An 18,148-nucleotide genomic window follows, 5' to 3' on the forward strand; every position below is an offset into this window, starting at 1 on the left:
GTCGTCCTCTCAGGTCGCCGGGTAGCGGTCGATGGGCGGCGGCTTCGGCACGGGCGCCCCGGAGAGCCCGAGTGTGGCCTCGTAGGCCTTCTTCCAGTTGCCGTTCTTCTCGTTGGCCTCCAGCGCGTCGTTGAGCGCGAACCGCAGCGCGTTGTCGCTGCGCGGGACGCCGATGCCGTACGGCTCCTCGGAGAACGGCTTGCCGACGACCTTCATCTCGTCGGGCGCCTTGGCGGCGAAGCCCAGCAGGATCGCGTCGTCGGTGGTGACGACGTCGACCTGGTAGGTCAGCAGGTTGTCGACGCAGATCGAGTACGTGTCGTAGGCGACCAGGTCGGCCTTGGGGTAGTCGGCGGCGATCCGCTGGTACGGGGTCGAACCCGCCGCCGAGCAGACCGTCTTGCCCGCCAGGTCCTGCGGGCCGTGGATGTCGTTCTCGTCCGTGCGGACCAGCAGCCCCTGCCCGGCCATGTAGTAGGGGCCTGCGAAGCCGACGATCTTCTTGCGCATGTCGTTGATCGTGTAGGTGCCGACGTAGTAGTCGATCTGCCCGTTCTGCAGCGCCGTCTCGCGGTTGGCCGAGGCGATCGTCTTGAACCTGATCGTGTTCGGGGGGAAGCCGAGCGCGGCCGACATCATCCGGGCGATCTCGATGTCGAAGCCGGAGTAGACACCGGTTGCCGGGTCCTTCTCGCCCAGATAGGGCTGGTCCTCCTTGGCGCCCACCCGCAGGTACCCGCGCTTCTTCGCCTTCGTCCAGGTCTTGGACTCCGGCAGCCGGAAGCCGGTGTCGACCTTGTAGACCGGCAGCGCTCCGGGCTGCGGCCCCTTGACCGGCGGGCTGCCGTCCTTCCCGCAGCCGGCGGCGAGGACGGCGAGCAGGAGGCCGGCACAGGCGGCCAGTACTTTTCTCGTACGCAACACAGGGCCCCCCGTCAGTGCTTGAGGATCTTGGACAGGAAGTCCTTGGCGCGGTCGCTCTCCGGCGCGGTGAAGAAGTCCTCCGGGGTGCGGTCCTCGACGATGCAGCCGTCGCTCATGAACACGACCCGGTTGGCCGCGGAGCGGGCGAAGCCCATCTCGTGCGTGACGACGACCATGGTCATGCCCTCGCGGGCGAGCTGCTGCATCACTTCCAGCACCTCGTTGATCATCTCCGGGTCGAGCGCCGAGGTCGGCTCGTCGAAGAGGAGCGCCTTGGGGTCCATGGCGAGGGCGCGGGCGATGGCCACGCGCTGCTGCTGACCGCCGGAGAGCTGGGCGGGGAACTTGTCGGCCTGCGAGGCGAGCCCCACCCGGTCCAGGAGCTCCCGGGACCGCTTGTCGGCCTCGTCCTTCTTCCGTCTGCGGACCTTGAGCTGGGCGAGCGAGACATTGGCCAGCACGGTCTTGTGCGCGAACAGGTTGAACGACTGGAAGACCATGCCGACTTCGGCTCTGAGCTGCGCCAGCCCCTTGCCCTCCTCCGGCAGGGGTCTGCCGTCGAGGGTGATGTGGCCCGACTCGATCGTCTCAAGCCGGTTGATGGTCCGGCAGAGCGTCGATTTGCCCGAGCCGGAGGGGCCGATGACCACCACCACCTCCCCGCGGCCGACGGTGAGATTGATGTCCTGCAGTACGTGCAACTTTCCGTAGTACTTATTGACGTCCCGCAGCTCGATCAACGGATCGACGGCCATACGCTGCCCTACCCACTTATCGCTTGGTCGAGGTCAGCGCAAACTATCCATCCCGGAAAGGGACTTCACACCCGACACGCGTATATGGGGCATAAGGCGTTTTATCTCGCCGCGCCGCTCGGCGGGCGGGGACTGTCCGGATCCGGACGGCGCTCTCAGCCCTCGGCCGACTCCGAATACACCTGGGACAGCTCCGGGCTGCCGGACATCGCCCAGTCCAGCCCGGCCTCGACCACATCGATCTCGCGCCCGGAGGCGAGCCGCACCACGGGCTGGCCGCTCGGCCAGATGTGCCAGAGGGCGCCGGGGACGTTGCGCACCAGCACGGTGCCCAGGTAGAGCCCCGCGTCGTTGCCCAGCCAGGGCAGCTCCTCCGGGTCGTCGCGCCAGCGCGGCGGCAGCTGGTCCAGCGCCGCCAACGAGGCCGGGCTGTCGTCCAGTTCGAGCCCGCGCTCCCCTGCCCGGACACGGAGCAGGTCACACTCGGCGAGCAGTTGGGCCACGCCTTCCGGATCGGCGTCGACGGCGGCCGCGAGCCCCGCCTCCCGCGTTCCGTCGTGGCGCTTACGCCAGTTGTCCAAGAAAGGGATGTTCATACCACTCAGGGTCGCATCCCGGCCCGGATCCGCACCACAGGGCGCGCGGTCTGTCGTTCGAGTACTGAACACCAGATGTACCCCCCGTGTTCACCCGGACACACCCCGCACCTGGACCCGCTGACCGGCGCGGCCGCTTTCACCGGCCGGGAAAAGGGGTGGAGACCTCCCGGCACGCACTGATACCTTCGCGATCATGTGCAGCCCCGAGTCGGACAGAAGCTAGCCACCGGTCCCCCGGTGGCTTCTCGCGCACCGGCCGGGCCTCATCGGCTCCTGCCGCGCACGGCTGCCGCCCCCGGACCCATGGGGTGCGGGCTGCGCTTCGGCGTATGCACAAGGTGCAGATTCCCCGGCGTTCACGGCTCTGCCGACCTGCCGTGTCGCGGTCACGCTCCACGTGGCCGTTCCGACGCGTCGCCGCTCATGTCACGAGCGGGTGCGGCCCGCATCCCCCAAACCGGTTCTGTCCATCAGCCGTCAGCCGTCCATGGGGTTGTCTCATGCCATTTTCCGTCTACGCGCTCGGGCTCGCCGTCTTCGCCCAGGGCACTTCCGAGTTCATGTTGTCCGGCCTGCTCTCCGGCATCGCCGAGGACCTGCACGTCTCCATCCCCGCCGCCGCTCTGCTGACCTCGGCGTTCGCCGTCGGGATGGTGATCGGGGCACCGCTGATGGCGCTCCTGGGAAGGAACTGGCCGCGCCGCCGCGCGCTGTTGTTCTTCCTCTGCGTCTTCACCGCCGTCCATGTGGTCGGCGCGGTCACGTCCAGCTACGGTCTGCTGCTCGCGACGCGGGTCGTCGGCGCGCTGGCCGACGCCGGTTTCTGGGCGGTCGCCCTGGTCACCGCGGTCGCGCTGGCCGGCCCAGGCGCGCGGGCCCGCGCCACGTCCGTGGTGGTCGGTGGTGTCACCGTCGCCTGCGTGGCGGGGGTGCCGGCCGGGGCGTGGCTGGGCGGGGAGTGGGGGTGGCGGGCCGCGTTCTGGGCCGTCGCCCTCGTCTCGCTGCCGGCGATCGCCGTGATCGCGGCGACGATTCCGGGTGCCCGGCCCCCGGCCGCGCTGCCGAGCGCACGCGCCGAACTGCGGAGCCTGGCGGGGTCCGGGCTGCTGCTGACGCTGCTGACCAGCGCGCTCGTCCAGGGCGCGACCTTCTGCGCTTTCTCCTATCTGCAACCGATCGCCACCCAGGTCAGCGGGATCGGCTCCGCATGGGTGCCCGCCCTGCTGGCCATGTTCGGAGTGGGCTCGTTCATCGGGGTGGCCCTCTGCGGCCGGATCATCGACTCCCGGCCGGTCGCGCTGACCGCGGCCGGGCTGGTGGCGCTCGCCGTCGGGTGGGCCCTGTTCGCGTGGACGGCCGGGAGCCCGATGGCGGTGGTGGTGCTCGTCCTCGTCCAGGGGATGCTGGCCTTCGGCACCGGGACCGCGCTGATCTCGCACGTCTTCCGCCTCGCGGAGGGGGCGCCGACCATGTCCGGTTCGTTCGCCACCGCCGCGTTCAACGTGGGCGGCGCGCTCGGCCCCTGGCTCGGCGGTCTCGCGATCGGCGCGGGCCTCGGCTTCCGGTCGCCGCTGTGGGTGAGCACCCTGCTGATGGTCCTCGCGCTCGGCTCCGCCGCGGCCGCCCGGGCCTGCCGTCCGGCCGGGGCCCTAGGATCTTCCCCACACGCACACACCTACGCACAGGGGAGTTCAGGTGGCTGAGGACCGTGCCGGGGTGGTCGTCTACTGGCGGCCCGGCTGCCCGTACTGCATGAACCTCCGGCTGCAGCTGAGGTTCTCGAAGCTGGAGTACACCGAGGTCAACATCTGGCGGGACCCCGAGGCCGCCGCTTTCGTCCGCTCCGTGGCGGACGGGAACGAGACCGTGCCGACGGTCACCGTGGCCGGAAAGGCCATGGTGAACCCGTCCAGGCGTCAGGTGATGGACGCCGTGCGTGCTCAGGCACCCGGACCGGGCGCCTGAGCACGGGCCGTACTCAGAGGTCGAGGTCGACGACCACCGGGGCGTGGTCGGAGGCACCCTTGCCCTTGCGCTCCTCGCGGTCCACGTAGCTGTCCTTGACGGCGGCGGTGAACGCGGCGTTGCCGTAGACGAGGTCGATCCGCATGCCCTTGTTCTTCGGGAAGCGCAGTTCGCGGTAGTCCCAGAAGGTGTACGGACGGTCGTACTTCAGGGGGCGCGGCATGACGTCGGAGAGGCCCTCCTCGCGCAGCGCCGCCAGGGCGGCCCGCTCGGCGGGGGTGACGTGGGTGGCGCCTTCGAAGAGGGCCGGGTCCCAGACGTCCTCGTCGGTGGGGGCGACGTTGTAGTCGCCGATCACCGCGAACGGCCGCGGCCCGGCGGCGTCGGCCGCCACCGCCTTCTGCAGCGCCTCGAACCAGCGCAGCTTGTACCCGTAGTGCTCGTGCTCGACCTCGCGGCCGTTGGGTACGTACACCGACCAGAGGCGGACCGGGCCGCAGGTCGCGCTGATCGCACGGGGCTCCTGCACGGCGTCGTAGTCGGGGCCGTCCGGGAGCCCTGTGACGACGTCGGACAGGCCGGCCCGGGAGACGATCGCCACCCCGTTCCACCGGCCCGTGGCGTTGACCGCGGACTCGTATCCGAGCTCGCGGAGCGCCTCCGTGGGGAACTGCTCGGCCGTGCACTTGGTCTCCTGGATGCACAGCACGTCCGTGCCGGTGCTCTCCAGCCAGGCGAGCAGCCTCGGCAGGCGGGCGGTGATCGAATTGACGTTCCAGGTGGCGATGCGCATGTGTGTAAACCTAGCGGCTCCCACTGACAGCGGTCGGGCCGCCGCCCCTCACAGGCCCGTCGAGTCCCCCGGGGTCAGCCGCCCGTGGTCGGTGCCGCCGAGGCTGCCGATCTGGCTGTCGTAGATCGGGCGGGCGAGATCGGTGAGCAGCGCGTCGTGGATGTCGATGGCGCGGCGCGGCTTGACCTCGCGGACGTAGTCGATGACCTCGGAGATCTTGTTCCACGGGGCCATCACCGGGAGCATCAGGGTGTCGACCGGGCGGTCGGGGACGGTGAGGGCGTCGCCGGGGTGGAAGAGCGAGTCGTCCACCAGGAAGCCGATGTTGGTGACCCGCGGGATGTCCGGGTGGATCACGGCGTGGAGTTCGCCGTGCACCTGGACGTCGAAGCCGGCGGCCGAGAAGGTGTCGCCGTGGCCGACGGTGTGGACGCGCCCGGGGAACGCCGCGCCGAGCTTCGTCGCCACGCTGCGCAGCGTCCAGATCTCCGCGGCCGGGTTGGCCTCCAGACCGGCCCGCAGCCGCTCCTCGTTGAAGTGGTCGGGGTGCTCGTGCGTCACCAGGATCGCCTCGGCACCGACCGCGGAGTCCTGCTCCGAGAAGCCGCCCGGGTCGATGACGAGTAGGCGTCCGGCCTTTTCCAGGCGGATGCAGGAGTGGGACTTCTTCGTCAGCGTGAGCGCGAACGGCTCGGGGTTCACAGCGTTCATACGGCCCATCCTGCTACGCCCGCGGTGTCGTTTCGGCCTGAATCACCGACTGGGCGATCGTGAAGGCGGCGCCCGCGGCCGGGATCCCGCAGTACACGGCCGTCTGCAGCAGGACCTCACGGATCTCGGCCGGGGTGAGGCCGTTGCGCAGGGCCGCGCTGACGTGGGCTGCCAGGCCCTCCAGATGTCCGGAGGCGACAAGCGCGGTGAGCGTGACGCCGCTGCGCATGCGCCGGTCCAGCCCGTCCCGGTTCCACACCTCGCCCCAGGCGTAGCGGGTGACGAGCTCCTGGAAGTCGCCGGTGAAGTCGTCGGAGGCGGCCATGACGCCGTCCACATGGGCGTCCCCGAGCACCTCGCGGCGGATCTTCATGCCCGGCTGATACGGGTCGGGGCGGCCGCCCGGTTCCGCCACGGGCTGTGCGGTGGCCGCGGTGATCTCCGCGACGGGCAGCACGGGGGCGGAGAGCCGAGGGGTGAAGAAGGGCGCCGGAATGGCCGCCTGGGTGTCCTGCCAGGCCGTGGAGAAGTGCGTGAGCAGCAGGTCGGTGACGGCTCCGGGCTGCTCGACCGGGGCCAGGTGGGAGGCGCCGGGGACGAGGGCGAGCCGGGCGTCGGGGATGCCCGCCACCAGGGTGCGGGCATCCCCCGGGCCGGTGACCTGGTCCTCGGCCCCGACCAGGACGAGCGTGGGCACGCCGATGCGCCCCAGTTCCGTACGGATATCGAAGGCGGCGAGCGCCTCGCAGGCCGCGATGTAGCAGCCCGGGTCAGTGGTGCGGACCATCTGCACCGCCCATTCGACGATGGCGGACTGGGCCGCGGCGAACCCCTGGGTGAACCAGCGCTCCGGAGCGGTGCGGGCCATCGGCTCCAGCCCGTTGGTGCGGACGATCACCCCGCGCTGCCGGAATTCGTCGGCGCTGCCGAAGCGGGCCGAGGAGGCCACCAGGGCCAGGGACGCGACCCGCTGCGGGTGGCGCAGCGCGAGGTCGGCGCCGATCGCGCCACCGAGGGAACAGCCGGCGTAGCCGAAGCGCTGGACGCCGAGGCCGTCGAGGGTGGCGAGCAGCCGGTCGGCGAGTTCACCGACGGCGGTGGCGGGGCGGGCAGGGGCGCCGCCGTGGCCAGGGAGGTCGTAGCGGAAGACCCTCCAGTGCTGGATGAGGTCCGATATCTGCCGGTCCCACATGTGCCATGTGGTACCGAGCGAGGGACCCAAGATCAGGACAGGCGCGTCTTCTGGCCCGTCAAAGCGGTATTGGAGGGTCTGCTGCGTCGTCTCGCTCATCCGCCTCACGCTCTCATATCTCACCTCCAGTCCTACCGCCAGGGCCAGAAAGGACGACGCGGGCATGGACGCCATGTGGTCCGCCTCGACGGTGAAGGTCATCGGCGCCGGAATCGACGACCCGGACTTCGCCGACAAGCTGTCCCGGCTCATCGGCGACCACGACGTGGAAACCACCTCCACCTCACACTCCGAGTCGGGGAAGTCGACCTCCGTGTCCATGCGGCAGGAGCGGATCCTGCCCGCGGACGCGATCCGCGCTCTGGCAGAACCCTCCCCGCGCCCAGCCAGCCGCCCGAACACGGTGTCCAAGCCCCACAGCACGGCCCGGAGGAAGCCGTGACCACCTTCGCTCCGGACGACCTGGTCCTCGTCTCACCGCGGTACATGGCCGGGGGCGGAATGAACAAGATCAACGATGCGATCGGTCCGCTGGTCCACCTGTTCAACTGGTCCCACAAGCACGACCGGCACACCGGACGACTCGAAGTCGACAGCCCCTGCGGCAGCGTCTTCCTCGACTTCACCCCCGACCGCCAGGACGGTGTGTGGTGGACGATTGCGCATCACGAGCCCTACTGGAAAATCGAGTTCAGCCGCCAGACACCCATCGAAGCCATCGCCTCCGTCACCCAAGCCCTGCCGCAGCTGACCGGGGACCGCAGGCACGCCGAGCGCATTCCGCTCTCGACCGAGCCCCTCGCTCACCTTGCCGAAACCAACGGCTGGCACGTCACAGCAACAGCCGATGGCGTCACGTGACATCCCCCGACGAGCACTGCACCGTCGAGCACACCGCAGATCCCGTCCACCCCTGGCAGATCACACACTCGGTGTTTGACGGCTTCGACACGCGCTGGACGGCCACGTTCACGCCCGATGCGCCTAGAAGGCTGGTCGCACAGTTCTTCACGCACCTGACCAGCAGCATCCCCGCTGAGCGGGTCTACCGCGAAGTGCCGTTTCTCGTCCAGATCGACGACAGAGCCCTGATCACTCCAGTCAAGGGCGCCGCGGTGAATCCCCACGCCCACCACGCAGTCGCGCAGGCTGCGCGGGCACACGCAAACATGCACCCGCGTCGATGACCGCTGTCGCAACCAGTCCGGGGCGTCTGCTCACCCTTCGCAGGCGCGGCCTGCATCATGCCGCGACCCGCGACATCTAATCTGCAGGACCCGGCGACTCCGCATTGAGTGTCACCAGCCCTCGGTGCTGCATCGCTACTCGCAGCCTTGACACCGCCTGACCTGCCCAACGTGCGCCTGACGCCCTATCAGGAAGGGCGTCAAATGAGCGTCACTTCAGCGTCAAGACATCGCCCGCCACCGCGGTGGTGGCTCAATTGCTGCCCCGGCACATCGGCGGGGCAGCAATGAGGTCCGGAGAAGAGGCCGACCTACTGCTTGTCGGTAAACTGCGGGTCCTTCTTCTGGTTGTAAATCTCCTCGCCGGATGCGTTGTAGGCATGGACATAGGGGCTGGGGCTCGCGTCATGCGGGCCGGAGCCGTTGGTGCTGAGAGCCGCCGCGTAGACGAACGCGCCACCTGCCATGACCGCCGGGTACTGCTTCGGGTTGTCTCCGTAGCTGATGGTGATCTTGGCAATGTCGGATGCGTAGTGGCCGGCGCCCAGCATGAGGTGCTTCCCCTTGCCGGCGGGCTCGCCGATGGAGTCGAAGTACTCAATCATGTGACCGGTGCCCCACAGGCGATTGTTGATGAACGTGGGCGGGGAGTCCTGGCTGATGCCCTTGTCGCCCTTTGACTCGCATTGCACGTACTGATCGGCTGAGTCGACGGCGATGACCACGCCGTCCCAGTTCTGCGAGGCGATGGGTGCGCGGACCGCGACCACCGCGTGGAATCTCGATGCATCCGAGCCCAGGCAGGAAGTCAGGATCTTGGCGACGGTCCCGGCGTCGATCGGCATCGTCTTCCCGCTGATGATGGAGAATGCGTCCGCGGCGGCGGAACTCGCGCGAGCCGAGGACGACGCCGAGCCGGCTCCGGCCGAGGTGGACCCGGGCGTTGTGCTCGCACTCGGTGACGCGGCGTCGCTCGTCGGGTTCCCGGCGGGCTCGGCGAGAAGCGGTTTGGCATCCCCTATCCCGCTGAAGACGGCCACGGCCGCGACGCTCATCGCCGCAACCCCGGTGGCGACGCCTAGCGGCACCCCCCACCTGCGTCGCAGCGAAGCACGGTTGTCCTCTGGGCCTATCTTCATCAGGAGCTCCTCTCGGGTCCGCCGGTGGTTCGGCAGATCACGATCGGAAGGAGCCGCAGGAATACCCTGCATGTGATTCATCGTGCGACCTCTTCCGCGTTGATGGGGTTCTGTGAACTGAATGACGCCGGAGCCGCAGCTGTGCCAATGAGGTCCTCTCCCAGCCTCCGCCGCGCCCGGTGCAGTCTGGACTTCACGGTTCCGACCGCCACCCCTAGCGTTGCCGCAGCCGCCTGCTGATCCAGGCCCGACCACACGCAGAGCTCGACGACCTCGCGTTCATGGCGCGGCAGCCGAGCCAACGCCCGGTGGATTTCCGACATGCGACGCTCGTCGTCGACCAGGACAGCCACGCGGTCCGCGTGGTCGCCGACTGACTCCTCATGCGAGACGAGCCGGCGCAGCAATGCCTCGGCCCGCCTCAGCCGCCGCCTGGTGTTGGACAGCAGGCGGTCGGCGATGCCAAGCAGCCACGGCAAGGCCGATTCGCGCTCCAGCACCGTCTCCGATCGCCGACGCCAGGCGTGCAAGAACACGGTCGACGTGAGGTCTTCAGCTTCGGACCAGTCGGCCGTTCGCCGGAACAGGTGGTTGTAGACGGTCTTCCCATGACGGTCGAAGATCCGACCGAATGCCTCCCGATCGCCGTCGACGGCCCTCGCCCACAGCTCTCGGTCAGATATCCCTCCGACCAGTACGGCGGGACCAGCGTCGTTCAGTTCCATGCTCTGTATGTGTCCGGCAACCGGCCGAGGGTTCCCGCTGGGCTTGATCCGCTTTGACGGACATTTGAGATCGGGGAAACCTGCGCTGCGCACCTCAGCCGCAGGAGCGCCGCATCCGCCGTTCCCTTCACTCCCAAGACTCACCCCGGAGGCATCCATCCCCCTCTACGAACCCATTGCCCTGGACAACTCGGCGTCACCCTTGACCCCGATGACTTCATCCTCGCCGCCTGATGTCGCCCTCCCCCGAACCTGACGAAGACGACCTGCAGGCCCCTGCACCGCCGCAGCCCGTGTTCCACGTGGAGCGGCCGGGGCGCGGCCGAGGATGGCAGCGCCCCGCCGACGAGGAAGATCGGTGTGGCGATGGCCAGGAGCAGCGCGCCGTGGTCGACGCGGGGTCGTGTGGTCATCGGGGTTACTGCCTCGGTGTGTTCGTCGGTGCGGGAAGAGGGCAAGGCCAGACGGTGAGGAGGTTCCCGTCGTGTGTGACGGTCCGGCCCGGATGGGCGTCCTGGACGGCCTGCTTATCCCGTACGTCGAAGCTGCCGCGGAGGAGAACCGCCTCGGGCTGGTGGGAGACCCACGTTGCTCCGACAGGCCAGACGATGATCGTGGATTCGCAGCGGGTGACGTAGCGCCAGGGATAGCCCGCCCGGACGGTTTCCAGCGCTTCCTGGCCGAACTCGCCGTGGATGCGGACGAGAGTGTGGTGGCGGGTCACTGTTCCGGTGCCCGCAGGCCACGGCCGACCGTCAGTCCGATCATTCCGCTTCCCGGCTGGTCCGGACCCACGGGCAGTGAAATCACTTGCCAATACTTCCGTTGTGCGAATCTCGTCGAAAGATTGCGGCATCCCAAATCTCCATGTCAGCTCGCTTCAAGGGTACTTCAACAACCACCGGCTTCACTAAGGAGAAGTTATACCGTTGCTTCCGCAAAGTGCAAGATCGTGGTCCGCCTACGTCACAGAAGGCGCCGTGATCTCGACCTCCGCATTCATGCAGGCGCCGGCTGCCGAGGCAGGCCAGACGCCGGCGCTTCCGGAAATCGCCGACCCGCTGCGCAACCGCGGCAGCGGTGAGATGGAAGACATCGTGCAGGTGGGCACCATCGGTCTGATCAAGGCCATCGACCGCTTCGAGCTCTCCCGCGAAGTCGAGTTCACCTCCTTCGCGATCCCCTACATCAGCGGCGAGATCAAGCGCTTTTCCCGCGACACCACGTGGTCCGTCCACGTTCCCAGGCGCCTCCAGGAGCTGCGGGTCACCCTCGCCAAGGCGAAGCAGGACTTCGCGACCGCCCTGGGCCGGGAGGCCACGGTCGCCGAGCTGGCCGAACATCTGGGGATCAGCGAAGAGGACGTCAACGAGGGCCTCATCGCCGCCAACGGCTACACCGCGGACTCCCTCGACGTACCGGTCGACACGGCCGACAGCCGCACCGGGGCGGCGCCCCGAACCCACGCCTCACCGGCGGCTGCGTCCCCGGTATGGAACTCGTGGAGAACCTCCACTCGCTCGCCCCGCTGACGGGAACCCTGGACGATCGGGAACTCGCCATCGTGCAGATGCGCTTCGGGCAGGAGATGACACAGGCCCAGATCGGCGAACACCTCGGACTGTCCCAGATGCACGTCTCACGCCTGCTCAGCCGGATCCTCACCCGCCTCCGCGAGGGCATCCTCGCCGAGGACTGACCCACACCCGCGTCCGAGCCAGTCCGTGCCCCCGGCGCGGCAAACGGAAGGGCTGGACGGGGCGGTGATTGCCGCGGGATAGATTCAGCGGTCAGGCGCGGCAGAGCAGACGCGTGTCTCTCCCCACGCGCACGGTCGAGGTCCATGTGGAGGAGCGCGGGCGGCAGCGGTTCTCGCCCACCGGCCGCGAACCGAGGGCGGTAACAGCCTTGGGGTACACGGGAGTTCTCGACAGCCAACGGAGGGGACCCCGATAATGAGCCACCAAGGGACGGACGACCCGTCGGAACTCGGCGATCTCGAACCCGGCACCCGGCAGCGGGAGCAGTTGCGCAGCCGCATCCAGAACATCGCCCTCACCGCACTGGCCGTGGTGCTTCTCCTGTGGGGGATCTGGTCCGCTGTCGACCTGATCAGAGGCGAGTCCGGGTGGGCGTACTGCGCGGTGGCCTGGGTCCTGCTCGCCGTGGCCCTGTACGTACGTCTGCTCTCCGCCCGGCGTAGAAACCGGCTGGACGAGACTCCATAGGGGCGAGGTTCAGCACACTCCTCGCCGTGCACCTGTAGCGCCGGCGCACCGTACAAGTGGCCACGCTGGGAAGCCGTGGGCGGCTGTGCACGACAACGCGAAGATCCCGTCCGACCGGCGTCTCTACATGACCGCTACGGCCCGTGTCTGGGAGGCAAATGCGCTGGGCATGAGAGGGCTGTCGTGATCGCCGTCGTTGCCGCCGTGGCGCACGGGTGAACTACTGAATGATTCGTTGATGCTTTCGCGTCACTGACTCGGATCGCAGGAGAGCGAACACTATCGGCGACGCCCCTTTACGATCAGGGCGATGGCACCGCAAACCGCTCCAACAACGAAACAGAGGACAATTTGCGTGGTTGACATGCCCGTCCTTCCGAAGACTGGTGAGGCTCAACCGTGCCACGCGTTGGAGCGGCCGCCTCCTGACCGCATCTCACGCTATTGCCATGGTGCTGACCGCCACCGAAGCACTACTGCGCCCCTCCCCACCGTGGGGGCCCTCCCTCTGGCCCACCGCCTGGGCTACCACCGCAGTCCTCCTTTCAGGCTGGATCGGCCTGCGCCTCAAACAGAAGCACGTCCAACAGCAGATCAGCCGGGCCGACGACGCCGATCCCGATGCACCCGCGCCCGGCACCTCCAATGCCTACGGCCAAGCCGCCTGACCCGGCTGCTCACCGAACACCCTGCCGACGGGTCTCACGCACCGGCGTGGGGCGTGATGTTTGGACGCGGCCAGGCGGGTCAGGCGGTGGGTGTACCTGAAGTCGACCAGCAAGGTGTGAGTGACATGGCTGCCAGCGAGAAGACCCAGGCCAAGACCGAGCAGGCCAAGGGCAAGGTCGAGGAAGCCGCGGGACGCGCCGTGGGCAACGAGCGTCTCACCGCCGAGGGCCACGTCGACCAGGCCAAGGGCAACGCCCGCGAGGCCAAGGAAAAGATCAAGGACGGCCACAAGCACTGACCCACCCCACCGCGCACCCAGCGCCCCTGACCGCGCGGCGTGTATGGCCCGGCACACGTGCCGGGCCATACACATGTCCAGGGACACAACAGGGTCCGTGACAGCCGCCTGATCCGCTGCCACGGCAGAAGGCACCCATCGTCATCTGCATCGAGGTAATCGCCCTCTGACCAGTGACAAGTAGCTTGCCCGCCTGCTCTACACGGCCAGCCGGGCACCCAGACCGGCGGACTCAAGAGAGTTCTCCAGCCCCACGGTCCTGGGCCCCCGCCGGCGACTCCAGCTCAGCGGCTGTTCAGCCGTCTTGGCCCGCATGCGGCCGCACCTGGGCTCGCCGGGAAAGGCACCGCATTCCTCGAGGGAGCAGTTCAGTCGGTGAGCATGCCGGTACGGAGTTTGGCGAGGGTCTTGTTGAGGAGGCGGGAGACGTGCATCTGGGAGATGCCGAGTTCCTCCCCGATGCTGGACTGGGTCATCTCCTGGCCGAAGCGCATCCGGAGCAGGGTGCGCTCGCGGTCGTCCAACTGCTCGCGCAGCAGAGGGGCCAGGGTGTTGAGGTCCTCGAAGAGCTCCATGCCGGGGTCGCGGCCGCCGATCAGGTCCGCGTAGTTGCGGCTGTTCTGGTCCGCGCCTTCATCCGCGCCGTCCATCGGCATGTCCAGGGAGCCCGCGGTGTAGCCGTTGGAAGCAATCATGCCCTCGATGACGTCTTCCTCGCTGATCTCCATGTACTGGGCGAGCTCGGCGACACCGGCGTCCCGGCCGAGTTCGGTGGCCAGGTGCTCGCGCGCCTTGGCGAGGTTGACCCGCAGTTCCTGAAGGCGCCGCGGCACGTGCACGGACCAGCTGGTGTCGCGGAAGAACCGCTTGATCTCGCCCACGATGTAGGGGATCGCGAAGGAGGTGAACTCGACCTCGCGGGTCAGCTCGAAGCGGTCGATGGCCTTGATCAGGCCGATCGTTCCGACCTGGATGATGTCCTCCATGTCACCACCGCCGCGGTTCTTGTAGCGGCTCGCGGCGAACTGAACCAGCGACAGGTTCATCTCGATCAGGCTGTTGCGCACGTACTGGTACTCGTGGGTGCCTTCTTCGAGGTGCTGGAGCCGGTCGAAGAAGACCCGGCCCACGGCCCGCGCGTCCTTCGGCGCCACCTGGGAGGGGTCCCCCACCGCGGGCAGACCCAGAGCTGCGGCGATGTCGACAGCCGCTGAAGTAGAAGTCTTGACAGCCACGGGTCCTCCTCCAAGAGATTCCGGCTTCGCGCGTATGCCCCTCGCGGAACATCCCACACCCCACAGGAGGAAGTTTCTGAAATTCTTCTGTAGCAGGCTACGACGGGCGCGACCGATACACGGCTCGCTACGTCTGTGCACGGAGTCGACACCGGCTGGGAGGCATTGCCGGCCCGTCCGGTCGGGGCGGGCACTGACTTATGTCAAGGGGATCAGGGCGACGATGCGCTTGCCCCCGGGATGGACGGTGACGGACACCTGCTTGGCGAGCCGGCGCACCAGGGCCCAGCCGTAGCCACCGATGCGGCCGACAGCGGAAGTCTCGGCATCTTGGTCGATCGGCGGGTCCGGGCTTGCGTCGGCCACCGAGAGACGGAGTCCCTCGTCGGTGAGTTCGGCCGCGAATCCGGTGAGTCCGCCGCCGTGCCGGACGGCGTTGGTCACCAGTTCCGACGTGACCAACAACGCGTCGGCCACCACCACGTCGGCTGCCAGCCCCTCGCCGACCAGCCCGCAGAACTGTGACGTCAGAAGCCGCATGACGGCGTCGCGCGCCGCGGCCGCGTTCTCCGGAACAGGAGTGGTCACGGACTCATCCAGCCCACCGGCCGGATCAGCACCGTACTCAGCCATCTCTCGTTCCCCATGCATCGCTCTCATCGCGTGCCCGGGCAAACCACGCGTACACGCCGCTGCACTGGACGGGTGCAGCTCATTCGGTGATCGCGGCATCGACGTCGTCCGCGAAGCGGAAGGTGCCAAGGGTGCCGGTGACCTCGAACAGGCGGCGCACCCTCACGCTCAGCGGACCGGCCACCACCAGGGCCACCCCCGCCTTGTCGTGCTTGCGCTGGCCGTGCAACAAGGCATGCAAAGCGGCCGAGTCGGCGAAATCCACGCCGGACAGATCCACCACGGTCCGCCGTCCTCCGCCGTCGGCCACACCCGTCAGCGCCTCGGCCAGCTCGACGGAGCCCGCCCAGCCGTCCAGGCTGCCCCGGACCCTGACCAACACGACACCGTCGCCCACGACTTCCAGGACCGGACCCACTTCTTCTCCCGTCACAGGCCATATCTTCCTACAGCCCCGCTCATCCTCCACACCCGGTCTGTTCTGCCGGGCTTTCTCGGGGTCCCACCGTGCGAGGCGCGCGGGAACACGGTTCGGTACGGGGAGGGCATCAAGGTACGGGGGCGTCTTCTTGGCGTGGGAAACGGGATGTGAAACTGGTGGGTATGGATACCCGTCGCAGGAACAACGTTGTCGTCACTGGTTGTGCGGACGGGCCGGTGCTCCTGCTTGCGCACGGGTTCGGCTGCGATCAGAACATGTGGCGCCTGGTGGTCCCGGCACTGGCCGAACACTTCCGGGTGGTGCTCTTCGACTATGTCGGATCGGGACGTTCGGACCCGTCGGCCTGGAACGAGGAGCGCTACGGCTCGCTGGAGGGCTACGCCTCCGATGTGCTGGAGGTCTGCGAGGACCTGGACCTGCGGGATGTGGTCTTCGTGGGGCATTCGGTCAGCGCCATGGTCGGCGTGCTCGCGGCAACTCGGGCGCCGGAGCGCTTCTCCCGGCTGGTAATGATCGGGCCGTCGCCTCGCTACATCGACGACGAAGGGTACCGGGGCGGGTTCAGCGCGGAGGACATCGACGAGCTGCTGGAGTCCCTGGAGTCGAACTATCTGGGCTGGTCGGCATCGATGGCCCCGGTCATCATGGGCAACGCGGACCGGCCGGAACTCGGCCAGGAGCTGACCACCTCGTTCTGCGCGACCGATCCGGCAATGGCACGGATCTTCGCCCGCACAACGTTCCTGTCCGACAGCCGCGAAGACCTCAAGACGGTTACGGTGCCGACGCTCGTGCTGGAGTGCACCCAGGACGTGATCGCCCCCCGCGAGGTCGGCGCCTACGTCCGCGACGCAATCCCCGGCAGCCGGCTGGTGACGCTGGAGGCGACGGGGCACTGCCCACACCTGAGCGCTCCGGAGGCCACCGCCGGGGCGATCATCGACTTCGTCGGAACAGGCCGATGATGTGCCTCACAGACCAGGCATCCGAGCCGGGCGAAGAGCGGGACGTCGACGCCACGGATGCGGCGTTCACCTCGCTTCTCGAGGACAGTGCCGAAGAGCTCTACGAGCACGCTCCGTGCGGCTACCTGTCGACGCTGATGGACGGCACCATCGCGAAGATCAACACCACGCTGCTGGACTGGCTGGGCCTGGACCGGGCGCAGGTGGTGGGGCGGATGCCGTTCTCCGATCTGCTCACCGTGGGCGGCAAGCTGTATCACGAGACGCATTTCGCACCGCTGTTGCAGATGAAGGGCGAGGTCAGCGGGATCGCCCTGGACATCAAGGCTGCCGGGCAACGGATGCCGGTTCTTGTCACCTCGAAGGTGAAGGTGAGCGGAGACGGTGAGCCGCTCCTGATCCGTACCACCATTTTCGACGCCCGGGACCGCCGCGCCTATGAAGCCGAGCTGCTGCGCGGCCGTCAGGCGGCCGAGGAGGCACGCCGGCAAGCCGAAGCCGACCGTGGACGGCTCCAGGAAGCCCTCGCCGTCCTGCAGCAGAGCCTGCTGCCCGCCGAACTGCCCACCATCCCGGGACTGGAGGCAGGCTCCTACTACCACACCGCCTCCCCGGACCTGCTGGGCGGCGACTTCTACGACCTGTTCCCCCTTGATGCAGACCGGTGGGCCTTCTTCCTCGGCGACGTGTGCGGCAAGGGCCCCAAGGCCGCCGCCGTCACCTCGCTGACCCGCTACACCCTGCGCGCCGCCGCCCTGCACAACCCCGACCCGGTCACCGTGCTGACCACCCTGAACACGGTGCTCCACGAGCGGTACACAAGCGGCGACACCCGCTACTGCACCGCCATATTCGGTGTCCTGGAACCCGTCGAAGACCAAGTCGCCGTACATCTGGCTTCCGGCGGACACCCCTCGGCGCTGATCCAGCGCGCCGACGGCGTCGCCGAGTACCTCCTCACCCCAGGCGGGATGCTCATCGGCATCCTGCCCCAGGCGCAGTTCACCGACGCCCGCACCCAGCTGCTCCCCGGCGACACCCTGCTCCTCTACACCGACGGCCTCACCGAGGCCCGCATCGGACCCCAGCGCGAGCTGTACGGCGACGACGCCCTGCGTGCCTTCACCGCCGCACAGCCGCCGGCCGGCCCCCAGGCGCTGATCACCGCCCTGACCGAACTGATCGCCGGATTCGGCGGCGGTCTCGACGACGACACCGCGCTGCTCGCCCTCGGCGTACCGGCCACCCTTCCGGTCGCTGTTACCACCCCTGTGCGTGAAACCTGAGATGACCCCACTGACAATCACCTCCCGCGATGCTGCCACCGGTCCCGTACTGGAGATCGCCGGCGATCTCGACCACGAGACGGCACCCGAACTCCGCAAAGCTGTGGAGCAGCTCCCCCTGACCGCCGGACAACAGTTGGTCCTCGATCTGGCCCGCTTGGACTTCTGCGACTCCAGCGGCATCACCGCGCTGCTGGCGGCCCGCAACCTGGCGATCGAACAGGGCGGCGGCATAGCCCTGGCCGCAGTTCCCCCCAACACCATCCGCATCCTGGGCATCGTCGGCCTGAACCGGGTCTTCGCCATCCACCCGGACGTAACAGCAGCCACCGTCCACGGCACCGCCGCATGCTGACTCGGCTCAGGCGCTGATCCGCTTCGGGCAACGCAGCCCAGACGACC

The 18,148-nt window shown here is 68.3% G+C and carries 22 protein-coding genes and 2 pseudogenes; 12 read left to right on the top strand and 12 right to left on the bottom strand.

Annotated elements, in window-relative coordinates; genetic code table 11:
- Positions 1-9: 9 nt before the first annotated feature.
- The 3 genes from LNW71_RS02765 to LNW71_RS02775 all read right to left on the bottom strand — a co-directional run bounded on the left by LNW71_RS02765 (position 10) and on the right by LNW71_RS02775 (position 2,275).
- Entirely contained in the window at positions 10-921 is a 912-nt protein-coding gene (locus LNW71_RS02765) for a glutamate ABC transporter substrate-binding protein (RefSeq protein WP_250966751.1), read from the bottom strand.
- Positions 922-935: 14 nt separating this feature from the next.
- Positions 936-1,679: an amino acid ABC transporter ATP-binding protein gene (locus tag LNW71_RS02770; RefSeq protein WP_250966752.1), complete on the bottom strand. Its 744-nt coding sequence runs from the start codon at positions 1,677-1,679 to the stop codon at positions 936-938.
- 155 nt (positions 1,680-1,834) lie between these two features.
- Positions 1,835-2,275: a DUF6278 family protein gene (locus LNW71_RS02775; RefSeq protein ID WP_250966753.1), complete on the bottom strand. Its 441-nt coding sequence runs from the start codon at positions 2,273-2,275 to the stop codon at positions 1,835-1,837.
- A 503-nt stretch (positions 2,276-2,778) separates the two neighbouring features.
- Between LNW71_RS02775 and LNW71_RS02780 the strand changes: the two genes are divergently transcribed.
- A complete protein-coding gene (locus tag LNW71_RS02780; RefSeq protein WP_250966754.1) occupies positions 2,779-3,981 on the top strand; it encodes a Cmx/CmrA family chloramphenicol efflux MFS transporter in 1,203 nt (400 codons plus the stop codon).
- The gene (locus LNW71_RS02785) at positions 3,974-4,243 is read left to right on the top strand and encodes a mycoredoxin (protein WP_250966755.1); all 270 of its coding nucleotides are present in this window, start codon (positions 3,974-3,976) and stop codon (positions 4,241-4,243) included. The genes LNW71_RS02780 and LNW71_RS02785 overlap by 8 nt, the downstream gene beginning before the upstream one ends.
- 13 nt (positions 4,244-4,256) lie before the next feature.
- Here the strand turns inward: LNW71_RS02785 and LNW71_RS02790 are convergent, their stop codons facing one another.
- Genes LNW71_RS02790 through LNW71_RS02800 form a run of 3 tightly spaced genes read right to left on the bottom strand, consistent with a single transcriptional unit; the run spans position 4,257 to position 7,038 of the window.
- On the bottom strand, positions 4,257-5,036 hold the full coding sequence (locus LNW71_RS02790) for an exodeoxyribonuclease III (RefSeq protein ID WP_250966756.1): 780 nt from the start codon (positions 5,034-5,036) through the stop codon (positions 4,257-4,259).
- A gap of 48 nt (positions 5,037-5,084) precedes the next feature.
- Entirely contained in the window at positions 5,085-5,738 is a 654-nt protein-coding gene (locus LNW71_RS02795) for an MBL fold metallo-hydrolase (protein WP_250971878.1), read from the bottom strand.
- A gap of 22 nt (positions 5,739-5,760) precedes the next feature.
- Positions 5,761-7,038 (bottom strand): alpha/beta fold hydrolase, encoded by a 1,278-nt coding sequence (locus tag LNW71_RS02800; RefSeq protein WP_250966757.1) that lies wholly within the window; start codon positions 7,036-7,038, stop codon positions 5,761-5,763.
- A gap of 15 nt (positions 7,039-7,053) precedes the next feature.
- On the opposite strand from LNW71_RS02800, the pseudogene LNW71_RS02805 reads away from it, so the two are divergent.
- The 3 genes and pseudogenes from LNW71_RS02805 to LNW71_RS02815 all read left to right on the top strand — a co-directional run.
- Positions 7,054-7,303, top strand: a pseudogene (locus LNW71_RS02805) (TraM recognition domain-containing protein); the annotation flags it as partial.
- 74 nt (positions 7,304-7,377) lie between these two features.
- The gene (locus LNW71_RS02810) at positions 7,378-7,800 is read left to right on the top strand and encodes a DUF317 domain-containing protein (RefSeq protein ID WP_250966758.1); all 423 of its coding nucleotides are present in this window, start codon (positions 7,378-7,380) and stop codon (positions 7,798-7,800) included.
- Positions 7,797-8,126, top strand: coding sequence for a DUF317 domain-containing protein (locus LNW71_RS02815; protein WP_250966759.1), 330 nt, complete (start codon positions 7,797-7,799; stop codon positions 8,124-8,126). The genes LNW71_RS02810 and LNW71_RS02815 overlap by 4 nt, the downstream gene beginning before the upstream one ends.
- Before the next feature lie 311 nt (positions 8,127-8,437).
- Here LNW71_RS02815 and LNW71_RS02820 read toward each other — a convergent pair whose 3' ends face one another.
- The 3 genes from LNW71_RS02820 to LNW71_RS02830 all read right to left on the bottom strand — a co-directional run bounded on the left by LNW71_RS02820 (position 8,438) and on the right by LNW71_RS02830 (position 10,714).
- A complete protein-coding gene (locus LNW71_RS02820) occupies positions 8,438-9,181 on the bottom strand; it encodes a hypothetical protein (protein ID WP_308294447.1) in 744 nt (247 codons plus the stop codon).
- Between the two features lie 161 nt (positions 9,182-9,342).
- Complete coding sequence (locus LNW71_RS02825; RefSeq protein WP_250966761.1) at positions 9,343-9,990, bottom strand: RNA polymerase sigma factor; 648 nt, start codon at positions 9,988-9,990, stop codon at positions 9,343-9,345.
- A gap of 418 nt (positions 9,991-10,408) precedes the next feature.
- Entirely contained in the window at positions 10,409-10,714 is a 306-nt protein-coding gene (locus tag LNW71_RS02830; RefSeq protein ID WP_250966762.1) for a hypothetical protein, read from the bottom strand.
- A gap of 277 nt (positions 10,715-10,991) precedes the next feature.
- Between LNW71_RS02830 and LNW71_RS02835 the strand changes: the two are divergent.
- From LNW71_RS02835 to LNW71_RS02850, 4 genes and pseudogenes are all read left to right on the top strand, one after another.
- Positions 10,992-11,689, top strand: a pseudogene (locus LNW71_RS02835) (sigma-70 family RNA polymerase sigma factor).
- Between the two features lie 256 nt (positions 11,690-11,945).
- On the top strand, positions 11,946-12,218 hold the full coding sequence (locus tag LNW71_RS02840) for a hypothetical protein (RefSeq protein ID WP_250966763.1): 273 nt from the start codon (positions 11,946-11,948) through the stop codon (positions 12,216-12,218).
- Between the two features lie 449 nt (positions 12,219-12,667).
- The gene (locus LNW71_RS02845) at positions 12,668-12,886 is read left to right on the top strand and encodes a hypothetical protein (protein WP_250966764.1); all 219 of its coding nucleotides are present in this window, start codon (positions 12,668-12,670) and stop codon (positions 12,884-12,886) included.
- Between the two features lie 125 nt (positions 12,887-13,011).
- Positions 13,012-13,185, top strand: a complete 174-nt coding sequence (locus LNW71_RS02850; protein WP_250966765.1) for a CsbD family protein — start codon at positions 13,012-13,014, stop codon at positions 13,183-13,185.
- 368 nt (positions 13,186-13,553) lie between these two features.
- On the opposite strand, the gene LNW71_RS02855 is transcribed toward LNW71_RS02850, so the two are convergent.
- The 3 genes from LNW71_RS02855 to LNW71_RS02865 form a co-directional block, all read right to left on the bottom strand.
- The gene (locus LNW71_RS02855) at positions 13,554-14,420 is read right to left on the bottom strand and encodes a SigB/SigF/SigG family RNA polymerase sigma factor (RefSeq protein ID WP_374119327.1); all 867 of its coding nucleotides are present in this window, start codon (positions 14,418-14,420) and stop codon (positions 13,554-13,556) included.
- Between the two features lie 198 nt (positions 14,421-14,618).
- Positions 14,619-15,053: an ATP-binding protein gene (locus LNW71_RS02860; protein ID WP_285802028.1), complete on the bottom strand. Its 435-nt coding sequence runs from the start codon at positions 15,051-15,053 to the stop codon at positions 14,619-14,621.
- Between the two features lie 79 nt (positions 15,054-15,132).
- Positions 15,133-15,486, bottom strand: a complete 354-nt coding sequence (locus LNW71_RS02865; protein WP_250966767.1) for an STAS domain-containing protein — start codon at positions 15,484-15,486, stop codon at positions 15,133-15,135.
- 170 nt (positions 15,487-15,656) lie between these two features.
- On the opposite strand from LNW71_RS02865, the gene LNW71_RS02870 reads away from it, so the two are divergent.
- From LNW71_RS02870 to LNW71_RS02880, 3 genes are read left to right on the top strand one after another with little or no spacing between them, the layout of a single operon-like run.
- Positions 15,657-16,460, top strand: a complete 804-nt coding sequence (locus tag LNW71_RS02870) for an alpha/beta fold hydrolase (protein ID WP_250966768.1) — start codon at positions 15,657-15,659, stop codon at positions 16,458-16,460.
- Positions 16,460-17,746 (top strand): SpoIIE family protein phosphatase, encoded by a 1,287-nt coding sequence (locus tag LNW71_RS02875; protein WP_250971880.1) that lies wholly within the window; start codon positions 16,460-16,462, stop codon positions 17,744-17,746. Before LNW71_RS02870 ends, LNW71_RS02875 begins: the two co-directional genes overlap by 1 nt.
- A 1-nt stretch (position 17,747) precedes the next feature.
- Complete coding sequence (locus tag LNW71_RS02880) at positions 17,748-18,101, top strand: STAS domain-containing protein (protein ID WP_250966769.1); 354 nt, start codon at positions 17,748-17,750, stop codon at positions 18,099-18,101.
- Positions 18,102-18,148 lie beyond the last annotated feature (47 nt).

Source organism: Streptomyces sp. RKAG290 (assembly GCF_023701695.1).
Classification (GTDB): domain Bacteria; phylum Actinomycetota; class Actinomycetes; order Streptomycetales; family Streptomycetaceae; genus Streptomyces.